A 25,707-nucleotide genomic window follows, 5' to 3' on the forward strand; every position below is an offset into this window, starting at 1 on the left:
GCGGCGTGCAGGCAGGCGGCGGCATGGCCGATACTGCGGCAACTCAACATGCGGCAGAGGCACGATGGCGGAGATTCTGGTGCTGTACTACAGCCGTGGCGGCTCGGTGGCGCGGCTGGCGCGGCAGATCGCGCGCGGCATCGGCGAGGTGCCGGGCATGAGCGCGCGGCTGCGCACGGTGCCACCGGTGGCTGCGGTCACCCAGACCAGCGCCCCACCGGTACCGGACGAAGGCGCGCCGTATGTGGACCGCGCCGATCTGGCCGAATGCAGCGGCCTGCTGCTGGGCAGCCCGACCCGCTTCGGCAACATGGCCGCACCGATGAAACACTTCCTAGACAGCCTGGGCGCCGAATGGGCCACCGGCACCCTGGCCGGCAAGCCGGCAGGCGTGTTCACCTCCACCGCCTCGATGCATGGCGGCCAGGAATCCACCCTGCTATCGATGCACCTGCCGCTGCTGCACCACGGTTGCCTGATCGTCGGCATCCCGTTTACCGAGGCCGCGCTCAGCCACACCACCAGTGGTGGCACCCCGTACGGCGCCAGCCATGTGTCCGGCGCCGGTGGCGACCCGCAACCCAGCGAGGACGAAACCCTCCTGGCGCGCGCGCTCGGCCGCCGCGTGGCCGACATCGCACGCCGGCTCGCCGCGCCGTGAGCCTGCGCGCCGTGCATTGGCTGCTGACGTTTGCGCTGCTGGCGCTGACTGTGGTGTACGTGATCTGGTTTCACGACGACCCGCGTCGCACCGCCGCCTTGCTGGTCTTCGCGCTGCCGCCGGCACTGACCGGCCTGCTGGCTGTGCGCAGTGCCCGTGCCCGCTTCTGGGCCGGCACCTTTGCGCTGGGCTGGTTCAGTCACGGCGTGATGGCGGCCTGGAGCCAGCCCCACGTCCGTGGGCTGGCGTGGCTGGAACTGCTGCTGGCGCTATTGGTCATCGGGTTGGTCAGCGGGCCCGGCGTTGCCGCGCGCTTCGGCAAAAAACGCATCCCGCGCTAACGGCTGCGCCCTGCAGGGCGCGCCGCCGCGCCGTATCATGACTGCCCTCGCGCGGCCTGCACCGCGCACGCTTGAAGGATCCGCAGCAATGGAAGACCTCCTGATCGTCACCACCGGTGGCACGATCGACAAGATCTACTTCGACGACAAATCCGACTACCAGATCGGAGACCCGCAGATTGGCCAGATCCTCAAGGAGCTGGGCGTGACCTTCCGCTTCTCGGTCATTCCGATCATCCGCAAGGATTCGTTGCACATCACCGAGGCTGATCGCGAGCTGATCCGCGCCACCATTGCCGCCCAACCGACTCGCCACGTGTTGATTACCCATGGCACCGATTCGATGGTGGCAACCGGCAAGGTGCTGCAGTCGATCGCCGACAAGACCATCGTGATGACCGGTGCGCTCAACCCGGCGCGTTTCCGCGGCTCGGATGCGGAGTTCAATATCGGTTGCGCGGTCGGTGCGGTGCAGTCGCTGCCGGCCGGCGTGTATATCGCCATGAACGGGCGGATCTGGAATCCGGAACAGGTGCGCAAGAACGTCGCTGCCAACCGTTTCGAATCGCTCTGAGGTCATGAGCAAGGCCACTCGCGCGACCAAGGCGTTGGACGCTGCCGGCGTGGCCTACGTGCTGCACCCTTACGACTATCAACCCGACGCAGACGCCAAAGGCCTGCAGGCGGCAACCGCGCTTGGGCTGGCACCGCAGACGGTACTGAAAACATTGATGGCCTGGGTCGACGACCTGGCCGTGTGCGCGGTCATTCCCTGCAACCGGCGCCTGTCGCTGAAACAACTGGCCAGCGCGTGCGGCGGAAAGTCCGCACGCATGATGGACGTGGCCGATGCCGAACGCCGCACCGGCTACAAAGTGGGCGGTATCAGCCCGCTCGGTCAGCAGCGGCAGGCGCCGGTGCTGATCGAAGCCACCGCGCTGGACGCACCAGCACTGTGGATCAATGCCGGCCAGCGTGGCTTGTTGCTGGAATTGCCCGGCGCGCAGCTGCTGCAGGCCCTCACTGCACGGGCTTGCGTGCTGTGCGAGTAACAGCGGCCACCAAACCGTAGCGCGCACCCGTCAGGTCCGCATGGACGGCATGCTCAGCACCGGAACGTAGGCGTGGTACAGACCGCACCCAGCATCGGCCGCGCCCACCTGGTGGTAAGCGCAGCCGGTGTGTCGGCGGTCTTAAGCCCGCATCGGGAGCCGTGCTCCCGCGATGCTCAGTACGTCGCCGTGACGCTGACCCCTGAAAACGCCAGCGTCGCCTTCAACCGCACGTAATACGTGCCGGCCGCCGGTGCGTTCAGTGTGCAGCTGTCGGCATTGCCCGGCAGCAGGCTGCGGCAGGAGTAGGCGGTGTCGGTGGGCAGTGCAGCTGCGCGTAGCGACAGATCCGCATTGCCGCTGCCCCCGTTGAGCGCCACCTTGAGCGAGCGCGTACCGGCCGGCACGTTGATCTGGTAATACAGCACATCCGACTGCGCTGCACTCAAACCGGTACGTGCCACATTCCTTGCCAAGGTGGTCGACGCGATCACCGCCGCCACCGCGCCATCGGCATTGACCAGCCCCGCACCGCACCCCTGCGTGCAGGCAACCGGCAACGGCCGGGCGCTACTTTTGAGCAGGGCTTTCACCATGGCCGGCGTGAGCGGATTCAGCGCCACCGACTGCATCAGCGCCACCACACCAGCCACATGCGGTGCAGCCATCGAGGTGCCGCTGTAAGACGCGTAAGCCGCATTCCCCGGCACCGTGGTGCCGCTGTTGAGCGTGGAGACGATGGCCTGCCCCGGCGCTGCAATATCCACGCCTTTGCCGAAGTTGGAGAAGCTGGCCTTGGCACCCGCCGAGGTGGTGGCCGCCACTGCGATCACGTTCGGGCAATTGGCCGGCACGCTGGTGGCCACATCCATATTGCTGTTGCCTGCCGCCACCACCACCGAGCTACCACGCGTCACCGCACCGGCGATGGCCGTGCTCAGCGTTGTCGAACAACTCCCCGCACCACCCAGCGACAGATTGATCACCGTGGCCGGATTCGGATTGGCCGGCACACCGGTGACCTTGCCGCCCGATGCCCAGACGATCGCATCGGCGATATCGGACATGTACCCGCCGCAGCGGCCCAATACGCGCAGCGGCAGCAACTTGGCATTGAACGCCGTGCCGACCACGCCGCCGGCATTGTTGCCGACCGCCGCCACGATGCCGGCCACATGCGTGCCATGCCAGCTGGAGCTGGAGGCGGACGCACCGGGCCCGCATTCGTTTGCCGCCGTCCAGTCGCCCTGGTCGGCGGCAGTGGCGTCGCGCGCATTGCCGTCGCGCGCCGTCGCCGGGTCGACGATGAAGTCGTAGCCGGGCAGCACATTGGCGTCCAGATCCGGATGCTTGGTGATGCCGGTATCGATCACCGCCACCACGATGCCCTTGCCGGTGGTGCGGTCCCATGCCGGCCGGATGTTGAGACCGGCGGTGCTGGTGCCCATCGCCCACTGCTGGGGCACGCCGGGATCGTTGGGCACCAGCAAGGGACGCATCAATACGTCCACTTCCACACGTTTGACGGCCGGGTCGGCGGCAAGGCGCCGCATCAGGCTTTCCGCATCCACGCGATCCAGTTTGCGATCGGCCACCAACAGCATCGGGCCGGTGCTGAGCCGGCGCGTGGCGGACAACCCCAGCGCGCGCCCGCGCTGTGCAGGCACGGCGCTGGCGATCTCGCGCCACGGCGCAGACAGGCCGGTCGCACGGCTGCTGCCGACACGGTCCTTGTAGCTGACGATGAAACGTTGATGGGTGGAACTGGACGCCAGCCCTTGCAGGCTGACTTCGCCGGCAGTGGCATAAAACGTGCAGGACAACGCACAGACAAACGCAGCGTGGCGCAGCACACCAACCGAGACATGCGACATGGATCAACCCTCCCCAAGGAGCTGAAAATTCGGAAGACAACGCGCTGACGCCCTCTACGACGCGCACTGCCTGATCGTGGGGCGGTTGCACACGGCCATGCCTCACGTGCGGTGGCTATCGGCGCGCCGTTTGCGGGGCTGAAGCGGCAGCAAGGCAGCGCCAGGCGCTTTGTTCAGCCATTGCCGCCGCCGGTTGGCCGACGCCCAGTCGTGGCCTATGCCCAAACGCACACTGCCCCGCCGAAGCGGGGCAGTGCAGGATTCAAAACACCGACAGCTGCGTCGGGGCCGGCCCGACGTCGATGCCGGCGGTCAGGCCGGCATCGCGCCTTGCCTTCGCCTTACGGGGTCTGGCTGACCGCACCCGCCGCGTTGACGATACCGGCGCCGCAGCCGCCCGAGCAGGCGCCCGGCAACGGACGTGCGGTGTTCTTCAGCAGGGTTTCCACCGCCGCAGGCGTCAGCGGACGGCTGGCCGCCGATTGCATGAGCGCAACCACGCCGGCCACGTGCGGGGCCGCCATCGAGGTGCCGTTGTAGGACGCATAGCTGGCACTGCCCGGCGTGGTGGTGCCGCTGTTCAAGGTCGACAGGATCGCCGAGCCCGGGCCGGAGATGTCGATGGTGGTGCCGAAGTTGGAGAAACTCGAACGCGCACCGGCCGAGGTGATCGACGCCACCGAGATCACGTTGGCGCAGCTGGCCGGGGTGAAGTTGGCCACGTTGGCATTGCTGTTGCCGGCCGCCACCACCACCGTGGTACCGCGCGACACCGCACCGTTGATGGCGTTCTGGTAGGTACTGGAACAGGTGCCGTTGCCGCCCAGCGACATGTTGATCACCTCGGCCGGATTGGCGTTGGCCGGCACGCCGGACACCGTGCCGCCGGAGGCCCACACGATGGCGTCGGCGATATCGGATGTTGTGCCACCGCAAAGGCCCAGGGCACGGATCGGCACGACGCGCGCATTGAACGCGGTACCGGCAACACCGGTGCTGTTGTTGGTGACCGCGGCAATCGTGCCGGCCACATGGGTGCCGTGCCAACTCGAATTGGCGGCCGGCACGCCGGTTCCGCACTGGTTGGCAGTACGCCAGTCGCCCTGGTCAGCCGGATTGTTGTCGCGGCCGTTGTTGTCGCGCGCGCGCGCCGCATCGCTGATGAAGTCGTAGCCCGGCAGCACGTTGGCATTGAGATCCGGGTGGCTGGTAATGCCGGTGTCGATCACCGCCACCACCACGCCGGTGCCGGTGGCGGTGTCCCAGGCCGGACGCACGTTGATGCTGGACGCGGTGGTACCGAAGCCCCACTGCTCGGACAGCCGCGCGTCGTTCGGGGTCAGCGTCGGATACATGATCTGATCGATCTCCACGTAGTCCACGCTCGGATCGGCGGCGATGCGGCGCATCAGCGTCTCGGCTTCAGCACGGTCCAGGCCACGGCTGGCCTTGAGCACTTCCGACCCCAGCGCGGTGCGGCGCACGTGGTTCAAACCCAGCGCGCGACCGGCGCGGGCCGGCACGGCGGAAGCGACCGAATTGAGCGATGCGCGCATCGACGTCGGGCTCACTGTCGGGCTGCTGCCGTCCTTGTACTTGACGATGAAGCGGTCCAGCGTGGGCTGCGATTCCAGACCGGACAGATTGACCTGACCGGCAAACGCCGGCACGGCCAGCAGGGAGGTCAGCGCGGAAACACCCAGCACCACCAGTGCGCGTGCAGGTGCACGACGTTGCGACACATTGGACATCGATCGTTCCTCAAGAAGTAGAAGTGCCGCAGCTGCGGCGAGATGACCGAGCCCTTGCCGCAACACCGCGGATCGGGCCGGACGAAACGGGCGCTGGCGCCCGTCGAAACGACTGTCCGGTGTCCATTCCGGCCGAGCGGCAATGCCCTGCCTGCGCCTGCCGAAACGGCAGACGTGGGCGGACATCGCAGATGAGGTGTCGCGCTGGGACAGCGCTGCCTGGCCACGCGGCCAGACAGCGCAACAGCGTCGAACGGCAACGTTTAGTAGCTGGCGCTCAAGGTCACGCCAGAGAACGTGCTGTACGCCTTGACCCGCACGTAATACGTGCCGGAGGGCACGCTGATGTTGCAGGTTTCGGTATTGCCGCTGAGGTACGGACGGCAGGCGTAGGTGGTGTCGGTCGGTGCACTGCCGGCGCGCACGTACAGGTCTGCATCGCCGGTGCCGCCGCTGATCGCCACGGTGAGCGTGCCGCTGCCGGCGGGAACGGCGATGGTGTAGTTCAGCTCCGCACCGCTGGCCGCACCCAGGCCGGTGACCGGCGTGCCGTTGGTCAGCGTGTTGCCGGTTCCGCCACCGCCACCACCGTTGCTGCCGCTGATGGCTGCCGTCACCGCGGCGTCGGCATTGACGATGCCGGCACCGCAACCGCCGGAACAGGCACCCGGCAATGCGCGTGCGGTGTTCTTCAGCAGGGTTTCCACCGCTGCCGGAGTGAGCGCGGTCGGCGCGACCGACTGCACCAGCGCGACCACGCCGGCCACATGCGGCGCCGCCATCGAGGTGCCGTTGTAGGACGCGTAGCTGGCATTGCCCGGGGTGGTGGTGCCGCTATTGAGCGTGGACAGGATCGCCGAGCCCGGCGCGGACACATCGATGCCGGCACCGAAGTTGGAATAGCTGGCCTTGGCACCCGCCGAGGTGGTGGCCGCCACCGCGATCACGTTGGCGCAGTTGGCCGGCAGCGAGCCGGACACGTTGGCCGAGCTGTTGCCGGCCGCCACCACCACAGTGGTGCCACGCGACACCGCACCGCTGATGGCGTTCTGCATGGTGGTCGAACAGGCACCGCCGCCGCCGAGCGACATGTTGATGACCTCGGCCGGGTTGGCGTTGGCCGGAATGCCGCTGACGCTGCCGCCCGACGCCCACACGATGGCGTCGGAGATGTCCGACAACGAGCCGCCGCACTTGCCGAGCACGCGCACCGGCACGACCTTGGCGTTGTAGGCGGTACCGGCCACGCCGGTGCTGTTGTTGGTCACCGCAGCGACCGTGCCGGCCACATGGGTGCCGTGCCAGCTGGAGTTGGAGGCCGGAATCCCGGTGCCGCACTCGTTGGCGGCATACCAGTCGCCCTCGTCTGCAGGGTTGCTGTCGCGGCCATTGCCATCGCGCGCAGCCGTCGCGTCGCTGATGAAGTCGTAGCCGGGCAGGATGTTGGCGCTGAGGTCGGCATGCGTGGTGATGCCGGTGTCGATCACCGCCACCACAACGCCGGTCCCGGTGGCCTTGTCCCAGGCCGGACGGATGTTAAGGCCGGCATTGGTGGTGCCAAAGCCCCACTGCTCGGACAGCCGGGTGTCGTTCGGGGTCAGCGTGGCGCGCAGGATCTGATCCACTTCCACGCTCTGCACGTTCGGGTCGGCGGCCAGTTGACGCATCAGGGTCTCGGCCTCGGCACGGTCCAGCGCGCGGTCGGCCTTGATCAGCTCGGGCCCCAGCGCCAGACGGCGCACCGCGTTCAGACCCAGCGCCTTGCCGGCCTTGGCCGGAACTGCGCGTGCGGCGGTGCGCAGCGAGGTGCTCAGCACGGTGGGACTGGCCAGCGCAGTGCTGCCGTCCTTGTAGGTCACGATGAATTTCTGGTGGGTCTGGGCAGTGGCAAGACCGTCCAGGTAGACCTCACCGGCAAACGCAGGTGTTGCCAGCAATAGGGAGGTCAGCGCGGTGGCGCCCAGGACGGTAAGCGTGCGACGACGCTTGCGGAATGACTCGTTCGACATCGAATTCCCTTCCAAATCAAAGAGAACCGCCTTGGCGGTGTAATCCGGCACCGCCTGCATAGGTCGGCGCCGAGTCCCCGAATCAATCCCCTGTTATTGATCCGTTCAGCGAACCTATCCCACTCCAACCAAACTGGACAATACGAAATCGACACTTTTGAAACTTAAATATCAGTTTTGTGACAAGCGTCATGTCTGCTCAGTCCGCTTCCCACAGTTTTTTGACGGGATGCATGTCGCCCTGCTGCATGGCAGGCAAAAAAAAGCCCCTGCGCTGACGCGCAGAGGCCTGTTTTTGACGCTGTAGCGCTGACTCAGGACAAACGTACCAACCAGCCATGCCGGTCCGGCACGCGGCCGTACTGGATATCGGTCAATTCCTGGCGCAGCGACATGGTCACCTCGCCCGCCGGCGCGGACAGATCGCCCACCGCAAAGCCGTCGCCCTTGAGCTCACCGATCGGGGTGACCACCGCGGCGGTGCCGCAGGCAAACACTTCGACAATCTCGCCCGACGCCACGCCCTGCTTCCATTCGTCGATGGACACCTTGCGCTCGACCACACGCATGCCGCGGTCGCGGGCCAGCTGCAGGATGCTGTCGCGGGTGATCCCTTCCAGGATGCTGCCGGACAGTTCCGGGGTCACCAGGCTGCCGTCCTGGTAGACCAGGAACACGTTCATGCCGCCCAGTTCTTCGATGTACTTGCCTTCGACCGGATCCAGAAACAGCACCTGCGAGCAGCCCTGCGCATAGGCTTTCTGCTGCGGCAGCAGCGAAGCGGCATAGTTGCCGCCGCACTTGGCCGCGCCGGTACCGCCCTTGGCTGCACGTGCGTATTCGGTGGACAACCAGATCGACACCGGCGCCACGCCCTTGGCGAAGTACGGGCCGGCCGGACTGGCGATCACGTAGTACGAGGCCTTGTGCGCGGCGCGCACGCCCAAAAAGGCCTCGTCGGCGATCATGAACGGGCGGAAATACAGGCTGGTCTCCGGCGCCGACGGCACCCAGCCGGCGTCCACGGCCACCAGCTGGCGCAGCGATTCGACAAACAGGTCCACCGGCAATTCCGGCAGCGCCAGACGACGCGCCGAGCGCTGCAGGCGTTCGCCGTTGGACTGCGGGCGGAAGGTCCAGATCGAGCCATCGGCATGCCGGTAGGCCTTGATGCCTTCGAAGATCTCCTGGCCGTAATGCAGCACCGACGCGGCCGGGTCCAACTGCAGCGGGCCGTAAGCACGCACTTGCGCGTCGTACCAGCCCTGCTCGTTGTTCCAGGAAATGGCGACCATGTGGTCGGTGAAGTGCAGCCCGAAACCGGGCGCGGCCAGGATCACGGACAGTTCGTCGGCGCTGCGCGGCGACGGAGAACGGGTGGAAGCGAAGGACACGGACACCGGAAGATTCCTGTATGGCGGGCGAAAGGACGCGGCGCCACATCTGCGGACATGGCGCCTGACGATCAGAGCATGCCGGTCTCGAGACGGGCCGCTTCGGACATCATATGCCGGCCCCACGGCGGGTCGAACACCAGCTCGACATCGGCCTCGGCAATGGTCGGGATCATTTCCACCTTGCTGCGCACGTCGTCGACCAGGATCTCGCCCATGCCGCAGCCGGGCGCGGTGAGCGTCATCTTGACGTCCACCCTGCGCTGATTGTCCTCTTCGCGATGGCTGACCACCGCTTCGTAGACCAGGCCCAGATCGACGATATTGAACGGAATTTCCGGGTCGAAGCAGGTGCGCAACTGCTGCCACACCAGTGCTTCCACTTCTTCGTCGCTGGCGTTGGCGGGCAATTCCAGCCCCGGCGGGGCCTCCTTGCCGATCGCATCGCCATCCTTGCCGGCAATGCGGAACAGATTGCCTTCGACAAAGACCGTGTAGCTGCCACCCAGGGCCTGGGTGATATAGCCATAACTGCCTGCGGGCAGGGTCACCGAATCGCCCTGCGGCACCATGACGGCATCGCAATCGCGTTCGAACTGGACGGGTTCGCTGCTACGGGAGTACATGGGCTGGATATGGGGCCGCGCCGGACGCGCGCAAGTCGGCCATTCTAGCCGACCGCGATGGCGCCGCCGCCGCTGGCCGCCAATCCCTTCAACGACGCTGCATTCCATCTGCCGATGCAGTGCGTCGCAAAGTGCGGCATGCGCTCTATTATGTGCGCACTGTCAGGAGCTCCAATGCCGCCCACCTCCGCGTCCGCCAGAAGCGCCCACTGGCTCTGGCCCCCGCTCCTGTTGCTGGGAAGCGTCACCGCCCTCATCGCCTGGCTGCTCATCGCCCTTGCGCTCGGCAACCAGGCCGGCTGGATGGCGGTACTGGTCGCACTGGAAGTGGTCTGGATGCTGCGCCTGGGCACATTGCGTGCCGGCAGGTTGCGTATCGGCGTGGCGGTGGCGACCACCGCATTGATCATCGTCGGTGCCAACTGGGGCATTGCCTCGGCGCAACTGGGCGGGTCGCTGGGCCTGGACCCGTGGACCTCGGCCCAGAAAATGGGCCCTCGCCTGGCCTGGACCCTGCTGCAACTGGCCAATAATGCGTTCGACCTGCTGTGTTACTTCGCAGCGGTGGTCGTGGCGTGGTGGGCTGCGCGCTGAATTTGATTGCAGCGTAGCCGCCACTGCCAGGCGGGCGTGAGCACCGGCTTGCAAGCGCTGATGCTCGCCGCTGGAGACGCGCTTGGTCGACAGCAACAAGCCGGGCGTCGAAGCGGGTTCGGCGTGGCTCAAGGCTCCGAAGATCTCAGCGATAGCTGGCGCCGGGGGCCCAATACTCCTCGAGCGCGCATTGCGCAGATTCGATCCATTCGGACCCGTCGGTAAATGCCAGCGTGTCCAAGGCCGCTATTACCATGCGTTCTTCGGCAGCGGACAGGCTGCCGAAGCGCAACGGCTCCCGATCCGGCGGGCGCAGCGACTGCAGCAAGGTATCTGTGGCGTTGGATGCAGCGTTCCCACTGTTGCGCAGCGCGTGCTGCAGCAGATGTGGCAGATAGAAGCGCCACGAAACACTGTCCAGGTGGTGGATTCCACAGCAATACCGCTCGAGATACTCTGCCGTTACCTGGTCGCGCACCGCGTCGAACGGCGGCACCTCGGCATGGTCGTCAATCGCGTTTCCGGCACGCAGCGACATGGGTGGGCGGTCGCTCATCGTGGAAAGACTTTTGCCGTGCGTCGGCACGTGAGTGGAATGCCAGACGTCAATGCCCGCCCCCATCCAGCGCCTTTAGCTCGCTGACCAGCGCGCTGGCCGCTTCGGCACCGTCGCCGTAGAGCATGCGGGTGTTGTCGGCGTAGAACAGCGCATTTTCGATGCCGGCAAAGCCGGTGCCCTTGCCGCGCTTGATCACCACGGTATTGCGTGAATTGACCACGTCCAGGATCGGCATGCCGTAGATCGGGCTGGCCGGGTCGGTCTTGGCGACCGGGTTGACCACGTCGTTGGCGCCAATCACCAGCGACACATCGGTGCTGGCGAACTCGGGATTGATGTCGTCCATGTCGGCGATCAGGTCGTACGGCACGCCGGCTTCGGCCAGCAGCACGTTCATATGCCCGGGCATGCGCCCGGCGACCGGGTGGATCGCAAACTTCACCTTGACCCCGCGCGCGATCAGCCGCTGCGCCAGCTCCCAGATCTTGTGCTGCGCCTGCGCCACCGCCATGCCGTAGCCGGGCACGATCACCACCCGCTCGGCGAAGGCCATCATCGCGGCCACATCGCTGGCCTCGATGGGTTTTTGCGCGCCGCTGATCTCCTGCGCCTGCCCGCCGCCACCGAAGTTGGAAAACAGCACGCCGCTGATCGGCCGGTTCATCGCCTTGGCCATCAGCCGGGTCAGCAGAATGCCGGCCGCGCCCACCATCATGCCGGCAATGATCAATGCCTCATTGCCCAGCACATAGCCTTCAAACGCCACCGCCAGGCCGGTAAAGGCGTTGTAGAGCGAAATCACCACCGGCATGTCGGCACCGCCGATCGGCAGCGTCATCAACACGCCCAGCGCGAGCGCCACGGCGAAGAAGGCGATGATCGCCAGCGGCTGCAGGCTGGTGGCGGCCCAGATGCCGAGCGCCAGGACGGCCAGCGCCACCAGCAGATTGACCGCCTGCTGGCCGGGAAAGGTCACCCGTCGGTCGAGCCGGCCATCCAGTTTGGCCCAGGCGATGATCGAGCCGGACAAGGACACCGCCCCGATCGCCGAGCCGATCACCGCCAGCATCACCGTGGTGGTGTCCGGCCGCCGCGCTGCCAGTTCGGCGATCGCCTGCGCGCTCCAGTGCGCAGTGTCGCGATTGGCGAAGAAGGAAAACCGCAGCAGCTCCACCGCGCCGATCGCCGCCGCCGAGCCGCCGCCCATGCCGTTGTACAGCGCCACCATCTGCGGCATGTCGGTGATGGCCACCTTCTTGGCCGACCACCACGCAACCCCGGTGCCGATCGCCAGCGCTGCCAGGATCAGCGGCACGTTGTGCAGTTCCGGCAGGAAGAACGTGGCCACCGTGGCGATCAGCATGCCGGCGCCGGCCCAGCGGATGCCGCTACGCGCGGTCCTGGGAGAGGCCATGCGTTGCAGGCCGAGCAGGAACAGGGTCGCTGCGATCAGGTAGCTACTCTTGATGAGGATCGGCAAAAGGTGCATCAGCAGCCACGCTCCAGAGAAGGACATCTGCCCGAACGGCAGCACATAAACCAGGAAGCCCAGCGCGAAGCCGAGCAGCGGGACAAGTACGGCGGCGGCCAGCACCGCTGCGATGCGTAGGCGCCGTACGTTCAATCTTTCGCGTCGCGCTTGGCCGGATCCGGCTTGCTGGATTTGAACATGTCCAGCATCCGCTCGGTCACCACATAGCCGCCGGCTGCATTGCCCGCGCCCAGCACCACCGCGACGAACCCCAGCGCTTTTTCCAGCGTGGTGTCGGCATGCCCAAGCACCACCATCGCGCCGATCAGCACGATGCCGTGGATGAAGTTGGAGCCGGACATGAGCGGGGTATGCAGGATCACCGGCACCCGCGAGATGATCACGTGGCCGGCGATGGCCGCCAGCATGAAGATGTACAGCGCTACGAACCCGTCGCTCATCGTCTTTCGCTCCACTGGCCGGTGCGGCCCGCCGATCATACCCACGCATCGGGCATGTCAACCGAATCGGCGCTGGGCCGTTGACGTCGTATCGTCTTCGCGGAAGCTACGCTGTGCTGGTGGGAACCCCTTTCGATCCGCAGCCTTCTACAACGGCCGCTGCCGTCCCGGTGTCGCTGGACGCCTTTTTGGCGGGCATCGGTCCGCGTGCGTTCCGTTTTGCCGAGGCCGGTCTGCGTCACCGCGAAGACGCGCTGGATGCCGTGCAGGACGCCATGGTCAAGCTGCTCGGCTACCGTGAACGGCCGGCCGAGGAATGGACACCGCTGTTCTGGAGCATCTTGCGCAGCCGCATCATCGACCTGCAGCGCCGCCGCACGTTCCGGCTGAAATTCTGGGCACCGGCCGAGCGCGCCGATGACGAAGGCCCGATCGAGTGGGCCGACCCCGGCATCGGCCCGGTCGGCGCGCAGCAACATCAGCAGGCCTACCAGCGGCTGGTCCAGGCGCTGCGTAGCTTGCCGGCGCGCCAGCGCGAGGCGTTCACGCTGCGCGTACTGGAAGACCTGGATGTGGCCACCACCGCCAAGGCGATGGGCTGCTCCGAAGGCTCGGTCAAAACTCACCTGTCGCGCGCGCGCGACGCGTTACAAAAACAGTTCGAGGATTTCCTGTGAACCGCTCCCACGATCCGGCCCAGTTCGATGCGCAACTGCGCCAACTGCATGCCGCCGCGCTCACCAGCCTGCCGCCGCAGACCCTGGCACGCCTGCGCCTGGCACGCCACGCGTCGGCGCCGCGTCCACGCCGCGGTTACTGGTTGCTGGCCACCGCCTGTTCGGGTCTGCTGGCCGTTGCTATCGGCCTGCAACTGCGACCGGGCGACACTGCACCCACAAGCGTCGCGCCGACCCAGGCAGTGGCCGGCAACAGTGCCGGCACCGACACCGACGACCTGCTGACCCAGAACCCCGACCTGTATGTCTGGCTCGGGTCCGATACCGCTTTGGCCATGGAATGAGCACGATGACCCGCACCACCCGCCTGCTGTTGACCCTGCTGCTCTGCGCCGGGCCGTGCGCGTCGCTGTTGGCACAGGACCGCCCGCCGCCGGGCCCGCCAGGGCCACCGCCGATGGACGGACACGGCCCGCATGGCCCAGGCCCACGCAACGAGACGCCGATGCCGGAGTGGGACAAGCTGACCCAGCAACAGCGCCAGGTGCTGATCGATGCGCTGCGCGAGCGCTGGAACGATGTGCCCGAAGAACGTCCGCGCATGTACCGGCATGCCAGTCGCTGGCTGGACATGACCCCCGAACAGCGCAAGCAGGCCAAGGCCGGCATGGACCGCTTCCGTAACATGAGCCCGGACCAGCGCCGCGAAGCCAAGGCCTTGTTCGACCGCATGCGCGCGCTCAACCCGCAACAGCGCAATGAACTGCAACAACGCTGGCAGAAGATGAGCCCGGCCGAACGCAGCGCCTGGTTACGCGACCACCCGCCGACGGACGATTGAACGCCGCCGCACTGGCCGCCCGGATGCTCCGGCGTGCGATCACACCTTCAGAGTTCAGACACCAGCACGCGCCAGCGGGTCTTCGAAAGTCGCCGCGTGCTTTGCAGACAGACGGCGCCTTACGTCGCCGGTGTGGCCGACCAACGCGTCTTCGCCAGCAACTCATCGTCCCAGTCGAATGACAGCGCACCGTCGCTGATCAACAACACGGCGAACGCGTAGACGTTGCGCGCAAACATCTCGCTGGCATGCACGGCGCCCTGGCTTGCCAGATTGAGCGGCCCGGCGACCACCACGCCATCGAGATCAACGGTTTCGCCCGGACGCGTAGCCGCGCAATTGCCGCCGGTTTCCGCAGCCAGATCCACGATCACGCTGCCGGCGCGCATGCCCTGCACCATCTCCGTGGTCACGATCTTTGGCGCCGGTCGCCCCGGCACGGCCGCAGTGCAGACCACCACATCCACGCCTTTAAGATGCTCGGCCAGGCGGCGCTGCTGCTCGGCGCGTTCGTCGTCGGTGAGTTGGCGTGCGTAGCCGCCTTCGCCGGCAGCGCTGACGCCCAGATCCAGAAAGCGCGCACCCAGGGACGCGATCTGCTCGCGGGTTTCCGGGCGCACGTCGAAACCTTCCACCTGGGCGCCCAGCCGTTTGGCCGTGGCGATCGCCTGCAAGCCGGCCACGCCCGCACCGATCACCACCACTTTGCAGGGGCGCATCGTGCCGGCGGCGGTGGTGAGCATCGGGAAGAACCGCGGCGCCAGTTGCGCGGCCAGTAACACGGCCTTGTAGCCGGCCATGCCGGCCTGCGAACTCAGCACGTCCATCGATTGCGCACGCGTGGTGCGCGGCAGGCGCTCCAGCGGAAACGCCACCAATTCGCGCGTGGCAAATGCCTGCGCACGCGCCGGGTCGGCATCGGGTGCAAGCATGCCGATCACCACTGTCTGCGGTTTGCACAACAGCAAGACATCGGTCGGCGGTGCCTGCACACAGAGCAGCATGTCGGCCTGATCAAGCGTGTGTGCGCTGGCAAGTTGCGCACCGGCCTGCAGATATGCCGCATCGTCCATGCTGCTGGCGCGGCCGGCGTCCGGCTCGATCCACACATGGGCGCCAAGCGCGACCAGCTTCTTGACCGTTTCCGGCGTTGCCGCCACCCGGCGTTCGCCTGCCGCCTGTTCTTTCAGCACCAGCACCTGCACAGCCATGGGTTGCTCCGGTCTCGCGCTCAGTGCGGCGATGCTAGCAGAGCGCGGCCGCGGCGCCTGGCACGTGTGCTGCGCTGGCTGCTGGCCAGGCCGCACGTCAACCCGTACCGCGTTTTCCCCGCAGATCGCGCCTCAGGGTTCAAGCACCGCATGCAGCAACGGGGCGAACACCAGTTCCGGCGCAAACGCGCGCAAGGCGTCGTGCTTGCGGTCGATCGCCAGCGACGCATAGCCGTGCACTGCGCTCCACGCCAGCAGGGTGCGCTGTTCCAGCAGCTCGGCGTCTGGCGCGCTGCCGTGACGGGCACTCCACTGTATGCGCACCGTGTCGCGCAGACAGGCCATGGCTGCCTCGCTGGCCTGTAGCAGCCGTGGCAGGCTGCGCGAACGCAGGTCCAGGCCCAACATCAGCCGGAACTGCTGCGGATAGTCGATGGCGAATCGCAGGTAGCCCAGTCCACAGCCCAGCAGCGGGTTGGCAAGTTCCTGCTGGGTTGCGTGGATGCGCGCGAGCATGCGTTCGTAGCCATCGGCCGCCACTTCCGCCAACAACCCGTCCAGCGAGCCGAAGTGGTGCGCGGGTGCGGCATGCGAGACCCCGGCGCGGCGCGCACATTCGCGCAAGGTCAGCCCACGCACGCCCGATTCGCCGACCAGCTCCCAGCCAGCGCGACGCAATGCGGCCGGCAGATCGCCATGGTGATAGCCAGCAGGAACGTCTGATCGCGACATGGCGGCTTCGTTTATCGGGAGCTCAGTGGAGCAGATCATCTTGACGCTGACAAGATTCAATCGGCAGACTTGTGTCGCATCTTGTCGGCGACAAGATGTGCGACGCGCCCTCCCCTACAAGGACTCCCCCATGAGCTCGTCCATCGCCAAATTGCGTGCGCGGCTGCTCCGCGGCCTGATGCGCACAGTCAGTCGCCTGGCCCCCGGCCCGACGGGCCGCTCTCTGGCGCGCCGTTTCGTCACCCCAGGTGAGGCCGGGCGTCGACAGGCAGCGACCATCGCCGCGACCTTGACCGATGTGCAACAGCAGACCCTGCGCGTCGATGGCATCGACATCGCCGTCTACCAATGGGGCGACCCCGCGCAGCAGCCGTATGTGCTGCTGTCGCATGGCTGGGCCAGCTACGGCCTGCGCTTTGCGGCCTGGGTGCCGCAGCTGCGCGCGCTTGGCTATGCGGTGCTGGCGTTCGACCAGGCGGCACATGGCCTGAGCAGCGGCAAGATCAGCAACATGCCGCATTTCGTCAAGATACTGCGCCAGATCGGCGAGCGCTTTGGCCACCCTGCGGTGTTCATCGGCCACTCGCTGGGGGCGGCCTCGGTGGTGTTTGCCGACGACCCGGCATGGCGTCCGGCCCGTTATGTGTTGATCGCCCCGCTGGTGGCGCCGGCCGCCAGCGCGCAACGTCAGTTCCGCGCCTTCGGTATCGCACCCGGCGCATTCGCACCGTTCGAAAATTGGCTGATCCAGCTCACCGGCAAGTGTTTTGCCGACTTCGATGCGACCGCGCACCTGCCGCACTTCGATCGCCCGGCGCTGATCATCCACGACCGCCGCGACCGCGAGACGCCGTGGGAAGAAGGCGCACGCTTTGCCGCACTCTGGCCAGCCGCGCAGCTGTTCAGTACCGAAGGACTGGGCCATAACCGCATGGTCGATCACGCCTCGGTGATCGCGCGGGCGCTGGAGTTCATTGGCCCGGCATCGCGCTGAGTAGCGCGCTCCGGGATGCAGTCATCGCGGGCGTGGTTACCGGAGTGCGAGGATCAAGGCAACTGCATCGGGTAATAGCGGCTGACAAAAGAACTGTAATCACCGCCAAGCGGGCGCGGCCGGTGCTCGGTGCCGCATGTACCACGCGTACCCTCCGGTTCCTCCGGGCCGTCCACACCAAACTGGCGGATGCTCGCTACGTTTTGTTAGCCGCTCTAAGCGTGTTGCGCAATCCGATCGCAAATGTAGCGCTTACGTATTGCACGACAAGGCAGCACACGTCGCGTTTGCTGCTGCAGTGATTCCGCGCCTGCCGATGAGTCACTTCGAAAGAGTCGCCTGGCCATCCGAACCGCCACGACGCCGCAAACATCCGGCGTCTGCCGCAGGAGCCCGACGACTCCAGGAGTCCAAACGCCGACACGGCAAAACCCTCGTGACGGTCGCGCCAGCGACGCATATCCACTCTTCAAAGCACGCTCGCCGAAGGCAGCGACACAGCCTCCGACGCGCAGCGACAGCGCTGCGCAATCGATGCAATCGCTCAGTGCACCGTGCCGTTGTTGTGCAGCGGATCCAGCCGGTCGATCACGCCCTGCATCGCGCTGTCGAACGCGCCGTCGTTGATGTGTTCGCGCAGGCGCCCCAGCCGCACCATCACCGCCAGTTCTTCCGGCGAGGCGACGCAGAAACGCACACCGCGGCGGTTGACGAACAATAGCCGCTGCGAAATCGGGCTGACCCACGACAGCTTGCCTGCCTGCACCTTGCCGTCCTTGTCGACGAAATCCAGCCAGGTGCCGATGTCCATCGCACGGAACCGTTCGGCGTCGGCACTGTCGATGCTCTGCGCCACCGCTTCGGCACCCAGCACTACGCTGACGCTTTCGGCCGCTGGCGGCGGCAGGTTGACCTGCGGCAGTTCCGGCAAGGCTTTTTCCAGCTCCGGGCGTGCCTCGGCGATGGCCTGCAAGGTGTCGTGCAATGCCGTGATCGCCACCACCACCGCGTCGCCATGCAAGCCAACGCTGGCGAACACGCGATGCAGCGCCGGTTGCCAGACCTGCAGCCACGGCTTGCCGATGATGTGGCGGCGCGCCTCGCTCAGTTCTTCCAGCACGCCATCGGCCAGCGCCAATGCCTCAACCGTGCCGGGACCTTCGTCGCCATCGCGCAGGATCGCCATGGTCAGGTGATGCAGCCACGGCTGGCGCAGGAAGTCTTCCACCGCCTTGGGCAACGGCGCACCGGCCAGTACGCGCTGCTCCAGCTCCGCCAGCGCGCGGTTGCGCGCCAGCTCCAGTTTTTCCTGGCCGCGCTGGGTTTCGGTGGCGCGGCGCTCGGCAATTTCCACACGGCGGCGGTGCTGCGACAGGAAGTCGCGGAACTCTTCTTCCAGGGTCAGGAAGATCGCCAGGTTCTCGTTGAATTCGGCCACCAGACGGTCGACGATTTCTTCGACCTTGCCCATCAGCACGCGCTCGGCGGCGCTGTCGCCGTTGTTGCCCTCGCAGGCCTCGGCAAGCGAATTGAGCAGGCGCCGCGCCGGGTGAGTCTTCTGCACGAACATCTTGCGGTCGAGCAGCGCCACTTTGACGAAGGGCACTACCAGCCGGCCGATCATTTCGCGCGAGCGGTTTTCCAGATCGCGCTCGTCCAGCATCACGTCGAACAGCATGCCGACCAGATCGATCGCATCCTCGTCCATCGGGTCCAGCTTTGCGGTGGCCGGGTCCACGCCCAGACGCGTAGCGCTGTTGAGCACTTCGTTCTTCAGACGCTGCGCAAGCGATTCATTGTCGTCGCCGATGGCCGCCTGCAGCGTTGCGCTGGGCGTGGCCTGCAGCAACGACAGCACCGACATCATTTCGCGCTGGCTCAGCGGGCGTTGCTGGCCCACTGCCACCGACGCAGCCGAGGCCGTGCTGTCGCGCACGCTACGGGTCTGCTGCAGCAGTTCGTGCAGTGCATCCAGCAGCATGCCCTGGCTGCCGCCAGGATGATCGGCCTCGCCTTCCATACCGCCAGCGCCGCCACCATCGGCATGGCCGCGTTGCGCGGCGGCCTGCATGCGGCCGCGGCTATGCGCCCAGCGATCCAGAAAGCGATTGGCCCAGGCTGGCGCGTATTGGTCGTTCTGATCGTCGCCGCCCATTTCGGCGTCGCCGCCATAAGCGTCGGCCTGCGCGCGCGCTTCGGGCGTCTCGCCACGTGGCTGCATGCGCGGCGGCGGGCGCTTGGGCTGCGAAATTTCCGGCATCACGCCGGCCTTGACCAGGGTTTCGTCCAGACGCGCATACAACTTGCCGATCGGTTCGGCCAGGTCGCGCTCGCATAGCTTGATCACTACCAGGCGCACTTCCGGCGCCAGATCGCAGGTGGCGAACGCTTCGTGGATCGCCACGCCCAGATGTTCCGGACCGAACGGATTGGTGTCGGCCACCAGTTCCAGGCCACCGGCAATCCAGCCCAGGCGGCGGTCGACACGCGCCAGCACCTGCTTGAAATCGCGCAGCAGCACGGTGGCAAGGTTGCGCACTGCCAGCCGCGATTCGAGTACGTGCTCGGGCACCAGACTGAGCGGGCCGGTGCCCATGTCACCGGCCAGTACCACTTCGGCCGACAACGGCGTGCCGAGCAACAGCGCCTGCCAGCCGTCTTCCAGCTGTTGGCGGAATTGGGTGGTCACGTCTTCGCGCTTGCGACGCAACTCGCGCATGCCATCGAGAAACAGCAACTGTGACGCGCCGGCGGATTCGGCGCGATCGAACAGGACATCATCGAAATGTGCGACTGCAGCTGCAAACACCTGCACCAGCGCGGGCACGAACGCGTCGTGCGCCTGCTCGAGCAAGCGTTGGTCACGGCCCGGATGTCCCGACGGACTGGGCTGAAAAGTCATGCGCAAAGGCTCCCCGCCTCTGCAGGCGTGAAAATATTCAAACGAGTAAAAACAGACGCGGCCCCAAATTCCGCCCTCGCATGGTAGGCGTTTCGCTCGTTCGTTAAGTGTGACGCAGCTCTCACTTTACTCGTGACCGCCCAGGGTTTGCGTGTCAAGGAGACATCGTAGCCCGCAACCTTGCGGTGGAGCCTGCCGGCACCCGTTATACGCCTGCGGGGGTTAAGCCTTGAGGGGGGTCAGACGCGTCCAGCCCGTCGACCACGTCCTGCATCGCGCTGTAGAAAGCGTCTTCTTCACGGTGCAGGCGCAGGCGGTCCAGCCAGACCATCATGGCCAGCTCTTCCGGCGAGGACACGCACAGCCGCCCGCCGCGCCGATTGACGAACATCAGCCGCCCGGAAATCGGGCTGATCCACGACAGTTTGCCCGGTTGGACGCGGCCTTCGCGGTCGACGAAGTCCAGGCTGGTGCCGATTGCCATGGCGCGAAAGAAGTCAGCGGTGATGCGGTCGAATTCCACCTGCCCGCCCGCATCGAGCATCGGGGTCAACGGCTCTGCCACCGGGTCGGCGGGGCTGGGCACCAAGCGCAATGCGGTCAGGGTGGGGGCAAGCGCTTCCGCATGGGCAGCAGCCGGCGTGGGCGCCAGCGCGCGCAGCAATTCCTGCAAGGCCTGTTCGGCTTCGCGCGGCCCCAATCCGGCCAGCGCAAACGCCTGCAGCAACGGCGCACGCTGCGCATCCAGCCCGGGATCGCTGCGCGCAGCCGTCAGCTGCGCCAACACGGCGTCTCCCACCGCAATGGCGGTGTCCAGGGCCGGGCCGGCGCCATCGGCGCGCAACGCAGCCTGTTGCACGCTCGGATGCCAGACGCGGCTGAGAAAGTGCTCCACCACCGGCGGCAGCGATCCGCGTGCCAGCCGCTCTGCCAGCGCCTGGGCGGCAATGCTGCGTGCGCGTTCGCGGCGTTCTTCGGCACGTTGCAATTCGTTGGCGCGGCGCTCGGCAATCTCCACGCGTCGCCGGTACTGCTCGTAACTGGCGCCGAACTCGGCCTCCAACGCCAAGAACACCGCTGGATGCTCGTCGAAGTCGCGCACGATGGTGACGACTGCCGCCTCCACCTGCGCCAGCAAGGCCTGTTCGGCCGCGCTTTCGCCGCCATTGCCGTCGCAGGCATCCACCAGCAGATTGAGCAGACGACGCGCCGGGTGGCCATCGCGCACGAACAGATGGCTGTCGAGCATCGCCATCTTGGCCATCGGCACCAGCAACTGCCCCAGCAGGCGGCGTTGCGCATCGGAAAGCTGGCTCTGCACCAGGATCGCGTCGAACAGCAGCGCGATCAGATCCAGCGCATCGGCATCGTTGGGGTCCAGGCAGGTGGTGACCGGGTCGACGCCAAGCGAGGCAGCCGCGCGCATGAGGTGCTGCCGCAGTGCGTGCGGCAAGCCGCGCTGCCCGTCGTCGATGCTGTCGAACCCGGCGCCGGGCATGGTCTGCAGCAGCGACAACGCCGAAACCACCTCACGCGGCGACAGCCGCCGCTGCGCGACCGACTCCAACCGCCCGGCATCGGGCTCGCGCAGGTGGCGCGCCTGTTGCAGACGCTGGTGCAACGCGGCCGGCAGCACTTCGCGGCCGCTGCGCAGATGCACGTCGATCACCTTGACGTCGACCAATGCCCCCTGCCCGCCGGACCAGTCGGCAAAAAACCGTGCGATCCAGTCCGGCGTCTCGGTGGTGTCCTCGTTGCCGGTCTTGCCCTGGCGCGGGATGCCGCCGCGGCGATGGCGCGCCTGCGGCAACTCGCGCAGGCTGGCAACCTGCGCCAACGCCTGTTCCAGCTCTGCGTAACGCTGGCCGACGCGCGGCATCAGCTGCTGCTCGCAGACCTTGATGACCGCCAGATGCACTTTCGCCGCCAGCGTCACGCCCTGGAAGGCCTCGTACAGCGCCACGCCCAAGTGCTCAGGCCCGAACGGATTGCTGTCGCCATCGATGCGCAGCCCGCCGGCGATGAAACCCAGATAGCGATTGAGCCGCATCAACTCCGGCCGCCATTGATGCTGCAACGCGCCGGCCAGATTGCGCACCGCCAGCCGGACTTCAAGATCCTGTTCGGGTAGCAGGGTCAGCCCGGCCGCGCCGCGTGCCAGGCTACGCTCGGCCGACAACGGCCGCGCGGACTCCAGGCCCTGCCAGGCCTTGGCCAGATGCCCGCGAAAGCGCGCGGTGATCGGCTCGCGCTGCTGCCGCAAGGCCTGGATGGCTTCCATGAAATCGTTCTGGGCCGCGCCGGCATCGGCCGCCAGGCGGAACAACGCCTCGGCCAGCGCGTCCTGCACGTCGATGAATGCATCGGCCAGCGGCACCAGCACGATGTCGCGCACCTGATCGAGCAGTTGCGGGTTGCGGCTGGGCAGAGGATCGGTGGACACGAACTGGGTCATCGGACAACGCTGAAGGAGCGGGCAGGAAGGGGCGATGCCGTTGCAGCAGGCGTCACCCGGCCGGCCATCATGCGGCGGGCGTTGGGAAGGGCCCGTCTATAATTGACTTATTCGTCGCCCAGAACCGCAAATTATGCATGCACCGTATTCGCTACAGGCGCTGGACGCGCGTCGTTCGGTCCCCTCCAAACAATTGGGCGAGCCCGGCCCGGATGAAGACACCTTGCTGCGCATGCTGACATCGGCCGTGCGCGTGCCCGACCACGGCAAGCTGGTGCCGTTCCGTTTCCTGCGCATCAGCGGCGACGCGCGGCATGCCCTGGGCGACTTTCTGGCCGAACGCACCCAGGCCGCCGATCCGCTGGCACCGCCGGCGGTGGTCGAAAAAGACCGCAACCGCTTCAGCGACGCACCATTGGCGATCGTGGTCATCGCCTCGCTGCGCCCCGAGCACAAGGTGCCCGAGCAGGAACAGCTGCTCACCGCCGGCTGCGTGTGTTTTGCATTGCTGCAAGCCGCGCAGGCGCATGGCTTCGCCGCGCAGTGGCTGACCGCCTGGATGGCCTACGACCCGGCCGTCAGCGGCTATCTGGGCCTGGGCGAAAACGAGCGCATCGCCGGCTTCATCCATATCGGCACGCCGCGCATGCAGGTGCCGGAGCGCGAGCGTCCGGACCCGCGCGCCTTGTTGCGCGACTGGACCCCATGAGCACGCTGCCGGGTACCATTGCCGCGGCGCTGCCGGGCGGTCCGCGCCCGGAGCCGCTGTATCTGATCGATGCCAGCCTGTACGTGTTTCGCGCCTGGCATTCGATCCCGGACGAGTTTCAGGACGCACAAGGCTGGCCGACCAATGCGGTGCACGGCTTTGCGCGTTTTCTGCTGGACCTGCTGGAACGCGAGCGCCCGCAGTACATCACCATCGCCTTCGACGAAGCGTTGGACAGCTGCTTTCGGCATGCCATCTACCCAGCCTACAAAGGCAACCGCGAGCCGGCACCGGATGCATTGCGGCGCCAGTTTGCGCATTGCAAGGCACTGTGCGCGGCACTGGGCCTGAGCGTGCTGGCGCATCGCGAGTACGAGGCCGACGATCTGATCGGCAGCGCCTTGCACAGCGTGCGCGCGCAAGGCTTGCGCGGGGTGATCGTGTCAGCCGACAAGGATCTGTCGCAATTGCTGTTCGAGCACGACGAACAGTGGGATTACGCGCGCAACTTGCGCTGGGGCATGGACGGGGTAAAGGCGCGCCATGGCGTGCATGCGCATCAGATTGCCGACTATCTGGCGCTATGCGGCGATGCGATCGACAACATTCCCGGCATCACCGGCATCGGCGCCAAATCGGCAGCCGTGCTGCTGGCGCACTTCGGCAGCCTGGATGCCTTGCTGGAACGCATCGACGAGATCCCGTTTCTGCGCTTGCGCGGCGCCGCGCAAATGGCCGTGCGGCTGCGCGAACAGCGCGACCATGCGTTGTTATGGCGCCAGCTCACTACCATTGCATTGGACGCACCGCTCGGCTTGACCGACGCCGGCTTCACGCGCACGCAGGCCGATGCGGACATGCTGATCGGCTTATGCGACAGCCTGCGTTTCGGGCCGCTCACGCGCCGCCGCCTGCTGGCCGTGTGCGACGGCGCCGCACTGCCGCCCCCTCCCGCTTCCCTGTCTCAAGGCACCTACCCATGAACCGACACGACACCCCGCCCACCGTGGTTTACGAAGGCAAGTACCAGCGCATGGTCGTGCGTGGCACCTGGGAATATTCCGAGCGTGTGCATGCCGGCGGCCTGGCCGCGATCATCGTGGCGGTGACGCCGGACGATGCGATGTTGTTCGTCGAGCAATTTCGCGTGCCGCTGCAAGCGCGCACCATCGAAATGCCGGCCGGGCTGGTGGGCGATGTGCATGCCGATGAATCGATCGAGCTGTCGGCGATCCGCGAACTGGAAGAAGAAACCGGCTGGACCGCCGAACACGCCGAAGTGCTGATGATCGGCCCCACCTCGGCAGGTGCCAGCAGCGAGAAGATCGCGTTCGTGCGCGCCACCGGGCTGCGCAAGGTCGGCGCAGGCGGCGGCGATGCCAGCGAAGACATCACCGTGCATGAAATCCCGCGCGCGCAAGTCGGCGCGTGGCTGGTGCAGAAGATGGCCGAGGGCTATCAGATGGATCCCAAGTTGTGGGCCGGGCTGTATCTGGTCGATCACGCACTGGATGGCACGCCGCGTGGTTGATGCCGCTGCCGGTCACTTGCTTGGCCCCGAGGATCCGCCAGCGTTCACCGTGCACAACGCGCAGGCGGCATCGCCGTGGCTGTTGATCGCCGATCACGCCGGCCAGCGCGTGCCCGCACGGCTGGCAAATCTGGGCCTGCCGCAGCAGGAGCTGGACCGCCATATCGGCTGGGATATCGGAATCGCACAGGTCACCCGCCTGCTGGCCAACGCGCTGGATGCGATCGCCATCACCCAGACCTATTCGCGCCTGGTGATCGACTGCAACCGGCCAGATGGCGCGGCCAGCCGGATGCCCGACATCAGCGACGGCACATCCATTCCCGGCAACCTGGCGTTGACCGCCGCCGATCGCCAGCAACGTATCGATGCGATCTTCGCGCCGTACCACGCACGCATCGCGGCCGAACTGGATGCACGTGCGCAGCGCGCCCAACCGACGCTGCTGGTGTCGATGCACAGCTTCACCCCGGTGATGGCCGGCAACGCGCGTCCCTGGCATGCCGGCGTGCTGTACCACCGCGACACGCGACTGGCGCATCGTTTGCTGGATGCCTTGCGCGCGGAACCGGATCTGGTGGTTGGCGACAATCAACCGTATGCGGTGAGCGATGCCACTGACTACGCCATTCCGGTCCATGGCGAAGGCCGCGGCCTGCTGCATGTGGAACTGGAAATCCGCCAGGACCTGATTGGCGACACCGCCGGGCAACAGGCATGGGCAGATCGATTGGCGCGCATCCTGCCGCCGCTGGCCCAGGCGCTGTTGCCACACTGAAACGACAACCACCGTAGGAGCGTGCCTGCGCGCGAGGAAGCGTTATCGATAACGCCTCATCGCACGCGGGCACGCTCCTACGAG

Annotated in this window: 25 protein-coding genes and 1 other RNA gene; 14 read left to right on the plus strand and 12 right to left on the minus strand. The window is 66.6% G+C overall.

What is annotated here, in order from left to right; genetic code table 11:
* Nucleotides 1-64: 64 nt before the first annotated feature.
* The 4 genes from wrbA to ybaK all read left to right on the plus strand — a co-directional run bounded on the left by wrbA (nucleotide 65) and on the right by ybaK (nucleotide 2,054).
* Nucleotides 65-661 (plus strand): NAD(P)H:quinone oxidoreductase, encoded by a 597-nt coding sequence (gene wrbA, locus ABQZ00_RS15565; protein WP_323538832.1) that lies wholly within the window; start codon nucleotides 65-67, stop codon nucleotides 659-661.
* Complete coding sequence (locus tag ABQZ00_RS15570; protein WP_323538831.1) at nucleotides 658-1,002, plus strand: DUF2069 domain-containing protein; 345 nt, start codon at nucleotides 658-660, stop codon at nucleotides 1,000-1,002. Before wrbA ends, ABQZ00_RS15570 begins: the two co-directional genes overlap by 4 nt.
* An 88-nt stretch (nucleotides 1,003-1,090) precedes the next feature.
* Nucleotides 1,091-1,576, plus strand: a complete 486-nt coding sequence (locus tag ABQZ00_RS15575; RefSeq protein WP_055851295.1) for an asparaginase domain-containing protein — start codon at nucleotides 1,091-1,093, stop codon at nucleotides 1,574-1,576.
* A 4-nt stretch (nucleotides 1,577-1,580) separates the two neighbouring features.
* Nucleotides 1,581-2,054: a Cys-tRNA(Pro) deacylase gene (ybaK, locus tag ABQZ00_RS15580; RefSeq protein WP_323515151.1), complete on the plus strand. Its 474-nt coding sequence runs from the start codon at nucleotides 1,581-1,583 to the stop codon at nucleotides 2,052-2,054.
* A 176-nt stretch (nucleotides 2,055-2,230) separates the two neighbouring features.
* Here the strand turns inward: ybaK and ABQZ00_RS15585 are convergent, their stop codons facing one another.
* The 5 genes from ABQZ00_RS15585 to sufT form a co-directional block, all read right to left on the minus strand.
* Entirely contained in the window at nucleotides 2,231-3,928 is a 1,698-nt protein-coding gene (locus ABQZ00_RS15585; protein WP_323538830.1) for a S8 family peptidase, read from the minus strand.
* Between the two features lie 341 nt (nucleotides 3,929-4,269).
* On the minus strand, nucleotides 4,270-5,679 hold the full coding sequence (locus ABQZ00_RS15590; RefSeq protein WP_323538829.1) for a S8 family peptidase: 1,410 nt from the start codon (nucleotides 5,677-5,679) through the stop codon (nucleotides 4,270-4,272).
* 263 nt (nucleotides 5,680-5,942) lie between these two features.
* Entirely contained in the window at nucleotides 5,943-7,688 is a 1,746-nt protein-coding gene (locus ABQZ00_RS15595; RefSeq protein WP_323538828.1) for a S8 family peptidase, read from the minus strand.
* Between the two features lie 314 nt (nucleotides 7,689-8,002).
* Nucleotides 8,003-9,088: a branched-chain amino acid aminotransferase gene (locus ABQZ00_RS15600; RefSeq protein ID WP_323538827.1), complete on the minus strand. Its 1,086-nt coding sequence runs from the start codon at nucleotides 9,086-9,088 to the stop codon at nucleotides 8,003-8,005.
* Nucleotides 9,089-9,153: 65 nt separating this feature from the next.
* Nucleotides 9,154-9,708: a putative Fe-S cluster assembly protein SufT gene (sufT, locus tag ABQZ00_RS15605; RefSeq protein WP_011260066.1), complete on the minus strand. Its 555-nt coding sequence runs from the start codon at nucleotides 9,706-9,708 to the stop codon at nucleotides 9,154-9,156.
* 174 nt (nucleotides 9,709-9,882) lie between these two features.
* On the opposite strand from sufT, the gene ABQZ00_RS15610 reads away from it, so the two are divergent.
* A complete protein-coding gene (locus ABQZ00_RS15610) occupies nucleotides 9,883-10,302 on the plus strand; it encodes a hypothetical protein (RefSeq protein WP_055851280.1) in 420 nt (139 codons plus the stop codon).
* Nucleotides 10,303-10,447: 145 nt separating this feature from the next.
* On the opposite strand, the gene ABQZ00_RS15615 is transcribed toward ABQZ00_RS15610, so the two are convergent.
* From ABQZ00_RS15615 to ABQZ00_RS15625, 3 genes are all read right to left on the minus strand, one after another.
* Complete coding sequence (locus ABQZ00_RS15615) at nucleotides 10,448-10,840, minus strand: DUF6714 family protein (RefSeq protein ID WP_323538826.1); 393 nt, start codon at nucleotides 10,838-10,840, stop codon at nucleotides 10,448-10,450.
* 67 nt (nucleotides 10,841-10,907) lie between these two features.
* Nucleotides 10,908-12,350 (minus strand): NAD(P)(+) transhydrogenase (Re/Si-specific) subunit beta, encoded by a 1,443-nt coding sequence (locus tag ABQZ00_RS15620; RefSeq protein WP_407078658.1) that lies wholly within the window; start codon nucleotides 12,348-12,350, stop codon nucleotides 10,908-10,910.
* Between the two features lie 131 nt (nucleotides 12,351-12,481).
* Nucleotides 12,482-12,793: an NAD(P) transhydrogenase subunit alpha part 2 gene (locus ABQZ00_RS15625; RefSeq protein WP_055851467.1), complete on the minus strand. Its 312-nt coding sequence runs from the start codon at nucleotides 12,791-12,793 to the stop codon at nucleotides 12,482-12,484.
* Nucleotides 12,794-12,906: 113 nt separating this feature from the next.
* Here ABQZ00_RS15625 and ABQZ00_RS15630 point away from each other — a divergent pair, with 113 nt between their 5' ends.
* From ABQZ00_RS15630 to ABQZ00_RS15640, 3 genes are read left to right on the plus strand one after another with little or no spacing between them, the layout of a single operon-like run.
* On the plus strand, nucleotides 12,907-13,470 hold the full coding sequence (locus ABQZ00_RS15630) for an RNA polymerase sigma factor (protein ID WP_323538825.1): 564 nt from the start codon (nucleotides 12,907-12,909) through the stop codon (nucleotides 13,468-13,470).
* Complete coding sequence (locus ABQZ00_RS15635) at nucleotides 13,467-13,814, plus strand: hypothetical protein (protein WP_323538824.1); 348 nt, start codon at nucleotides 13,467-13,469, stop codon at nucleotides 13,812-13,814. The genes ABQZ00_RS15630 and ABQZ00_RS15635 overlap by 4 nt, the downstream gene beginning before the upstream one ends.
* Nucleotides 13,815-13,819: 5 nt before the next feature.
* Entirely contained in the window at nucleotides 13,820-14,311 is a 492-nt protein-coding gene (locus ABQZ00_RS15640; RefSeq protein ID WP_055851463.1) for a DUF3106 domain-containing protein, read from the plus strand.
* Between the two features lie 119 nt (nucleotides 14,312-14,430).
* Here the strand turns inward: ABQZ00_RS15640 and ABQZ00_RS15645 are convergent, their stop codons facing one another.
* Both ABQZ00_RS15645 and ABQZ00_RS15650 read right to left on the minus strand, forming a co-directional pair.
* On the minus strand, nucleotides 14,431-15,522 hold the full coding sequence (locus ABQZ00_RS15645; protein ID WP_323538823.1) for an NAD(P) transhydrogenase subunit alpha: 1,092 nt from the start codon (nucleotides 15,520-15,522) through the stop codon (nucleotides 14,431-14,433).
* A gap of 132 nt (nucleotides 15,523-15,654) precedes the next feature.
* A complete protein-coding gene (locus ABQZ00_RS15650; RefSeq protein ID WP_055851269.1) occupies nucleotides 15,655-16,254 on the minus strand; it encodes a TetR/AcrR family transcriptional regulator in 600 nt (199 codons plus the stop codon).
* Nucleotides 16,255-16,384: 130 nt separating this feature from the next.
* Here ABQZ00_RS15650 and ABQZ00_RS15655 point away from each other — a divergent pair, with 130 nt between their 5' ends.
* Both ABQZ00_RS15655 and ABQZ00_RS15660 read left to right on the plus strand, forming a co-directional pair.
* Nucleotides 16,385-17,248, plus strand: coding sequence for an alpha/beta hydrolase (locus tag ABQZ00_RS15655; protein ID WP_323538822.1), 864 nt, complete (start codon nucleotides 16,385-16,387; stop codon nucleotides 17,246-17,248).
* A gap of 136 nt (nucleotides 17,249-17,384) precedes the next feature.
* A non-coding RNA gene (locus tag ABQZ00_RS15660) (sX9 sRNA) lies at nucleotides 17,385-17,460 on the plus strand.
* A 332-nt stretch (nucleotides 17,461-17,792) separates the two neighbouring features.
* On the opposite strand, the gene pacR is transcribed toward ABQZ00_RS15660, so the two are convergent.
* The gene (gene pacR, locus ABQZ00_RS15665) at nucleotides 17,793-20,150 is read right to left on the minus strand and encodes a PacR family protein (RefSeq protein ID WP_115561382.1); all 2,358 of its coding nucleotides are present in this window, start codon (nucleotides 20,148-20,150) and stop codon (nucleotides 17,793-17,795) included.
* 205 nt (nucleotides 20,151-20,355) lie between these two features.
* Nucleotides 20,356-22,605, minus strand: coding sequence for a DUF1631 domain-containing protein (locus ABQZ00_RS15670; protein WP_323538821.1), 2,250 nt, complete (start codon nucleotides 22,603-22,605; stop codon nucleotides 20,356-20,358).
* 133 nt (nucleotides 22,606-22,738) lie between these two features.
* On the opposite strand from ABQZ00_RS15670, the gene ABQZ00_RS15675 reads away from it, so the two are divergent.
* From ABQZ00_RS15675 to ABQZ00_RS15690, 4 genes are read left to right on the plus strand one after another with little or no spacing between them, the layout of a single operon-like run.
* Entirely contained in the window at nucleotides 22,739-23,314 is a 576-nt protein-coding gene (locus ABQZ00_RS15675) for a nitroreductase family protein (RefSeq protein ID WP_323538820.1), read from the plus strand.
* Nucleotides 23,311-24,297 (plus strand): 5'-3' exonuclease, encoded by a 987-nt coding sequence (locus tag ABQZ00_RS15680; RefSeq protein WP_323538819.1) that lies wholly within the window; start codon nucleotides 23,311-23,313, stop codon nucleotides 24,295-24,297. The genes ABQZ00_RS15675 and ABQZ00_RS15680 overlap by 4 nt, the downstream gene beginning before the upstream one ends.
* On the plus strand, nucleotides 24,294-24,845 hold the full coding sequence (locus tag ABQZ00_RS15685; RefSeq protein ID WP_005988855.1) for an NUDIX hydrolase: 552 nt from the start codon (nucleotides 24,294-24,296) through the stop codon (nucleotides 24,843-24,845). Before ABQZ00_RS15680 ends, ABQZ00_RS15685 begins: the two co-directional genes overlap by 4 nt.
* Nucleotides 24,826-25,623: an N-formylglutamate amidohydrolase gene (locus ABQZ00_RS15690; protein ID WP_323538818.1), complete on the plus strand. Its 798-nt coding sequence runs from the start codon at nucleotides 24,826-24,828 to the stop codon at nucleotides 25,621-25,623. Before ABQZ00_RS15685 ends, ABQZ00_RS15690 begins: the two co-directional genes overlap by 20 nt.
* The last annotated feature ends 84 nt before the right edge of the window (nucleotides 25,624-25,707 follow it).

The sequence above is a fragment of the Xanthomonas sp. WHRI 10204 genome (genome assembly GCF_040202875.1).
In the GTDB taxonomy this organism is placed as follows: Bacteria; Pseudomonadota; Gammaproteobacteria; order Xanthomonadales; family Xanthomonadaceae; genus Xanthomonas.

Bases quoted from the DNA above. Each gene is read 5' to 3' on its own strand.
- pacR (WP_115561382.1), bottom strand. From the start codon at position 20,150: ATGACTTTTCAGCCCAGTCCGTCGGGACATCCGGGCCGTGACCAACGC.
- sufT (WP_011260066.1), bottom strand. From the start codon at position 9,708: ATGTACTCCCGTAGCAGCGAACCCGTCCAGTTCGAACGCGATTGCGAT.
- ABQZ00_RS15655 (WP_323538822.1), top strand. From the start codon at position 16,385: ATGAGCTCGTCCATCGCCAAATTGCGTGCGCGGCTGCTCCGCGGCCTG.
- ABQZ00_RS15610 (WP_055851280.1), top strand. From the start codon at position 9,883: ATGCCGCCCACCTCCGCGTCCGCCAGAAGCGCCCACTGGCTCTGGCCC.
- ABQZ00_RS15595 (WP_323538828.1), bottom strand. From the start codon at position 7,688: ATGTCGAACGAGTCATTCCGCAAGCGTCGTCGCACGCTTACCGTCCTG.
- ABQZ00_RS15590 (WP_323538829.1), bottom strand. From the start codon at position 5,679: ATGTCCAATGTGTCGCAACGTCGTGCACCTGCACGCGCACTGGTGGTG.
- ABQZ00_RS15645 (WP_323538823.1), bottom strand. From the start codon at position 15,522: ATGGCTGTGCAGGTGCTGGTGCTGAAAGAACAGGCGGCAGGCGAACGC.
- ABQZ00_RS15615 (WP_323538826.1), bottom strand. From the start codon at position 10,840: ATGTCGCTGCGTGCCGGAAACGCGATTGACGACCATGCCGAGGTGCCG.
- ABQZ00_RS15620 (WP_407078658.1), bottom strand. From the start codon at position 12,350: ATGCACCTTTTGCCGATCCTCATCAAGAGTAGCTACCTGATCGCAGCG.
- ABQZ00_RS15680 (WP_323538819.1), top strand. From the start codon at position 23,311: ATGAGCACGCTGCCGGGTACCATTGCCGCGGCGCTGCCGGGCGGTCCG.
- ABQZ00_RS15575 (WP_055851295.1), top strand. From the start codon at position 1,091: ATGGAAGACCTCCTGATCGTCACCACCGGTGGCACGATCGACAAGATC.
- ybaK (WP_323515151.1), top strand. From the start codon at position 1,581: ATGAGCAAGGCCACTCGCGCGACCAAGGCGTTGGACGCTGCCGGCGTG.
- ABQZ00_RS15675 (WP_323538820.1), top strand. From the start codon at position 22,739: ATGCATGCACCGTATTCGCTACAGGCGCTGGACGCGCGTCGTTCGGTC.
- ABQZ00_RS15585 (WP_323538830.1), bottom strand. From the start codon at position 3,928: ATGTCGCATGTCTCGGTTGGTGTGCTGCGCCACGCTGCGTTTGTCTGT.
- wrbA (WP_323538832.1), top strand. From the start codon at position 65: ATGGCGGAGATTCTGGTGCTGTACTACAGCCGTGGCGGCTCGGTGGCG.
- ABQZ00_RS15690 (WP_323538818.1), top strand. From the start codon at position 24,826: ATGGCACGCCGCGTGGTTGATGCCGCTGCCGGTCACTTGCTTGGCCCC.
- ABQZ00_RS15685 (WP_005988855.1), top strand. From the start codon at position 24,294: ATGAACCGACACGACACCCCGCCCACCGTGGTTTACGAAGGCAAGTAC.
- ABQZ00_RS15650 (WP_055851269.1), bottom strand. From the start codon at position 16,254: ATGTCGCGATCAGACGTTCCTGCTGGCTATCACCATGGCGATCTGCCG.
- ABQZ00_RS15625 (WP_055851467.1), bottom strand. From the start codon at position 12,793: ATGAGCGACGGGTTCGTAGCGCTGTACATCTTCATGCTGGCGGCCATC.
- ABQZ00_RS15640 (WP_055851463.1), top strand. From the start codon at position 13,820: ATGACCCGCACCACCCGCCTGCTGTTGACCCTGCTGCTCTGCGCCGGG.
- ABQZ00_RS15670 (WP_323538821.1), bottom strand. From the start codon at position 22,605: ATGACCCAGTTCGTGTCCACCGATCCTCTGCCCAGCCGCAACCCGCAA.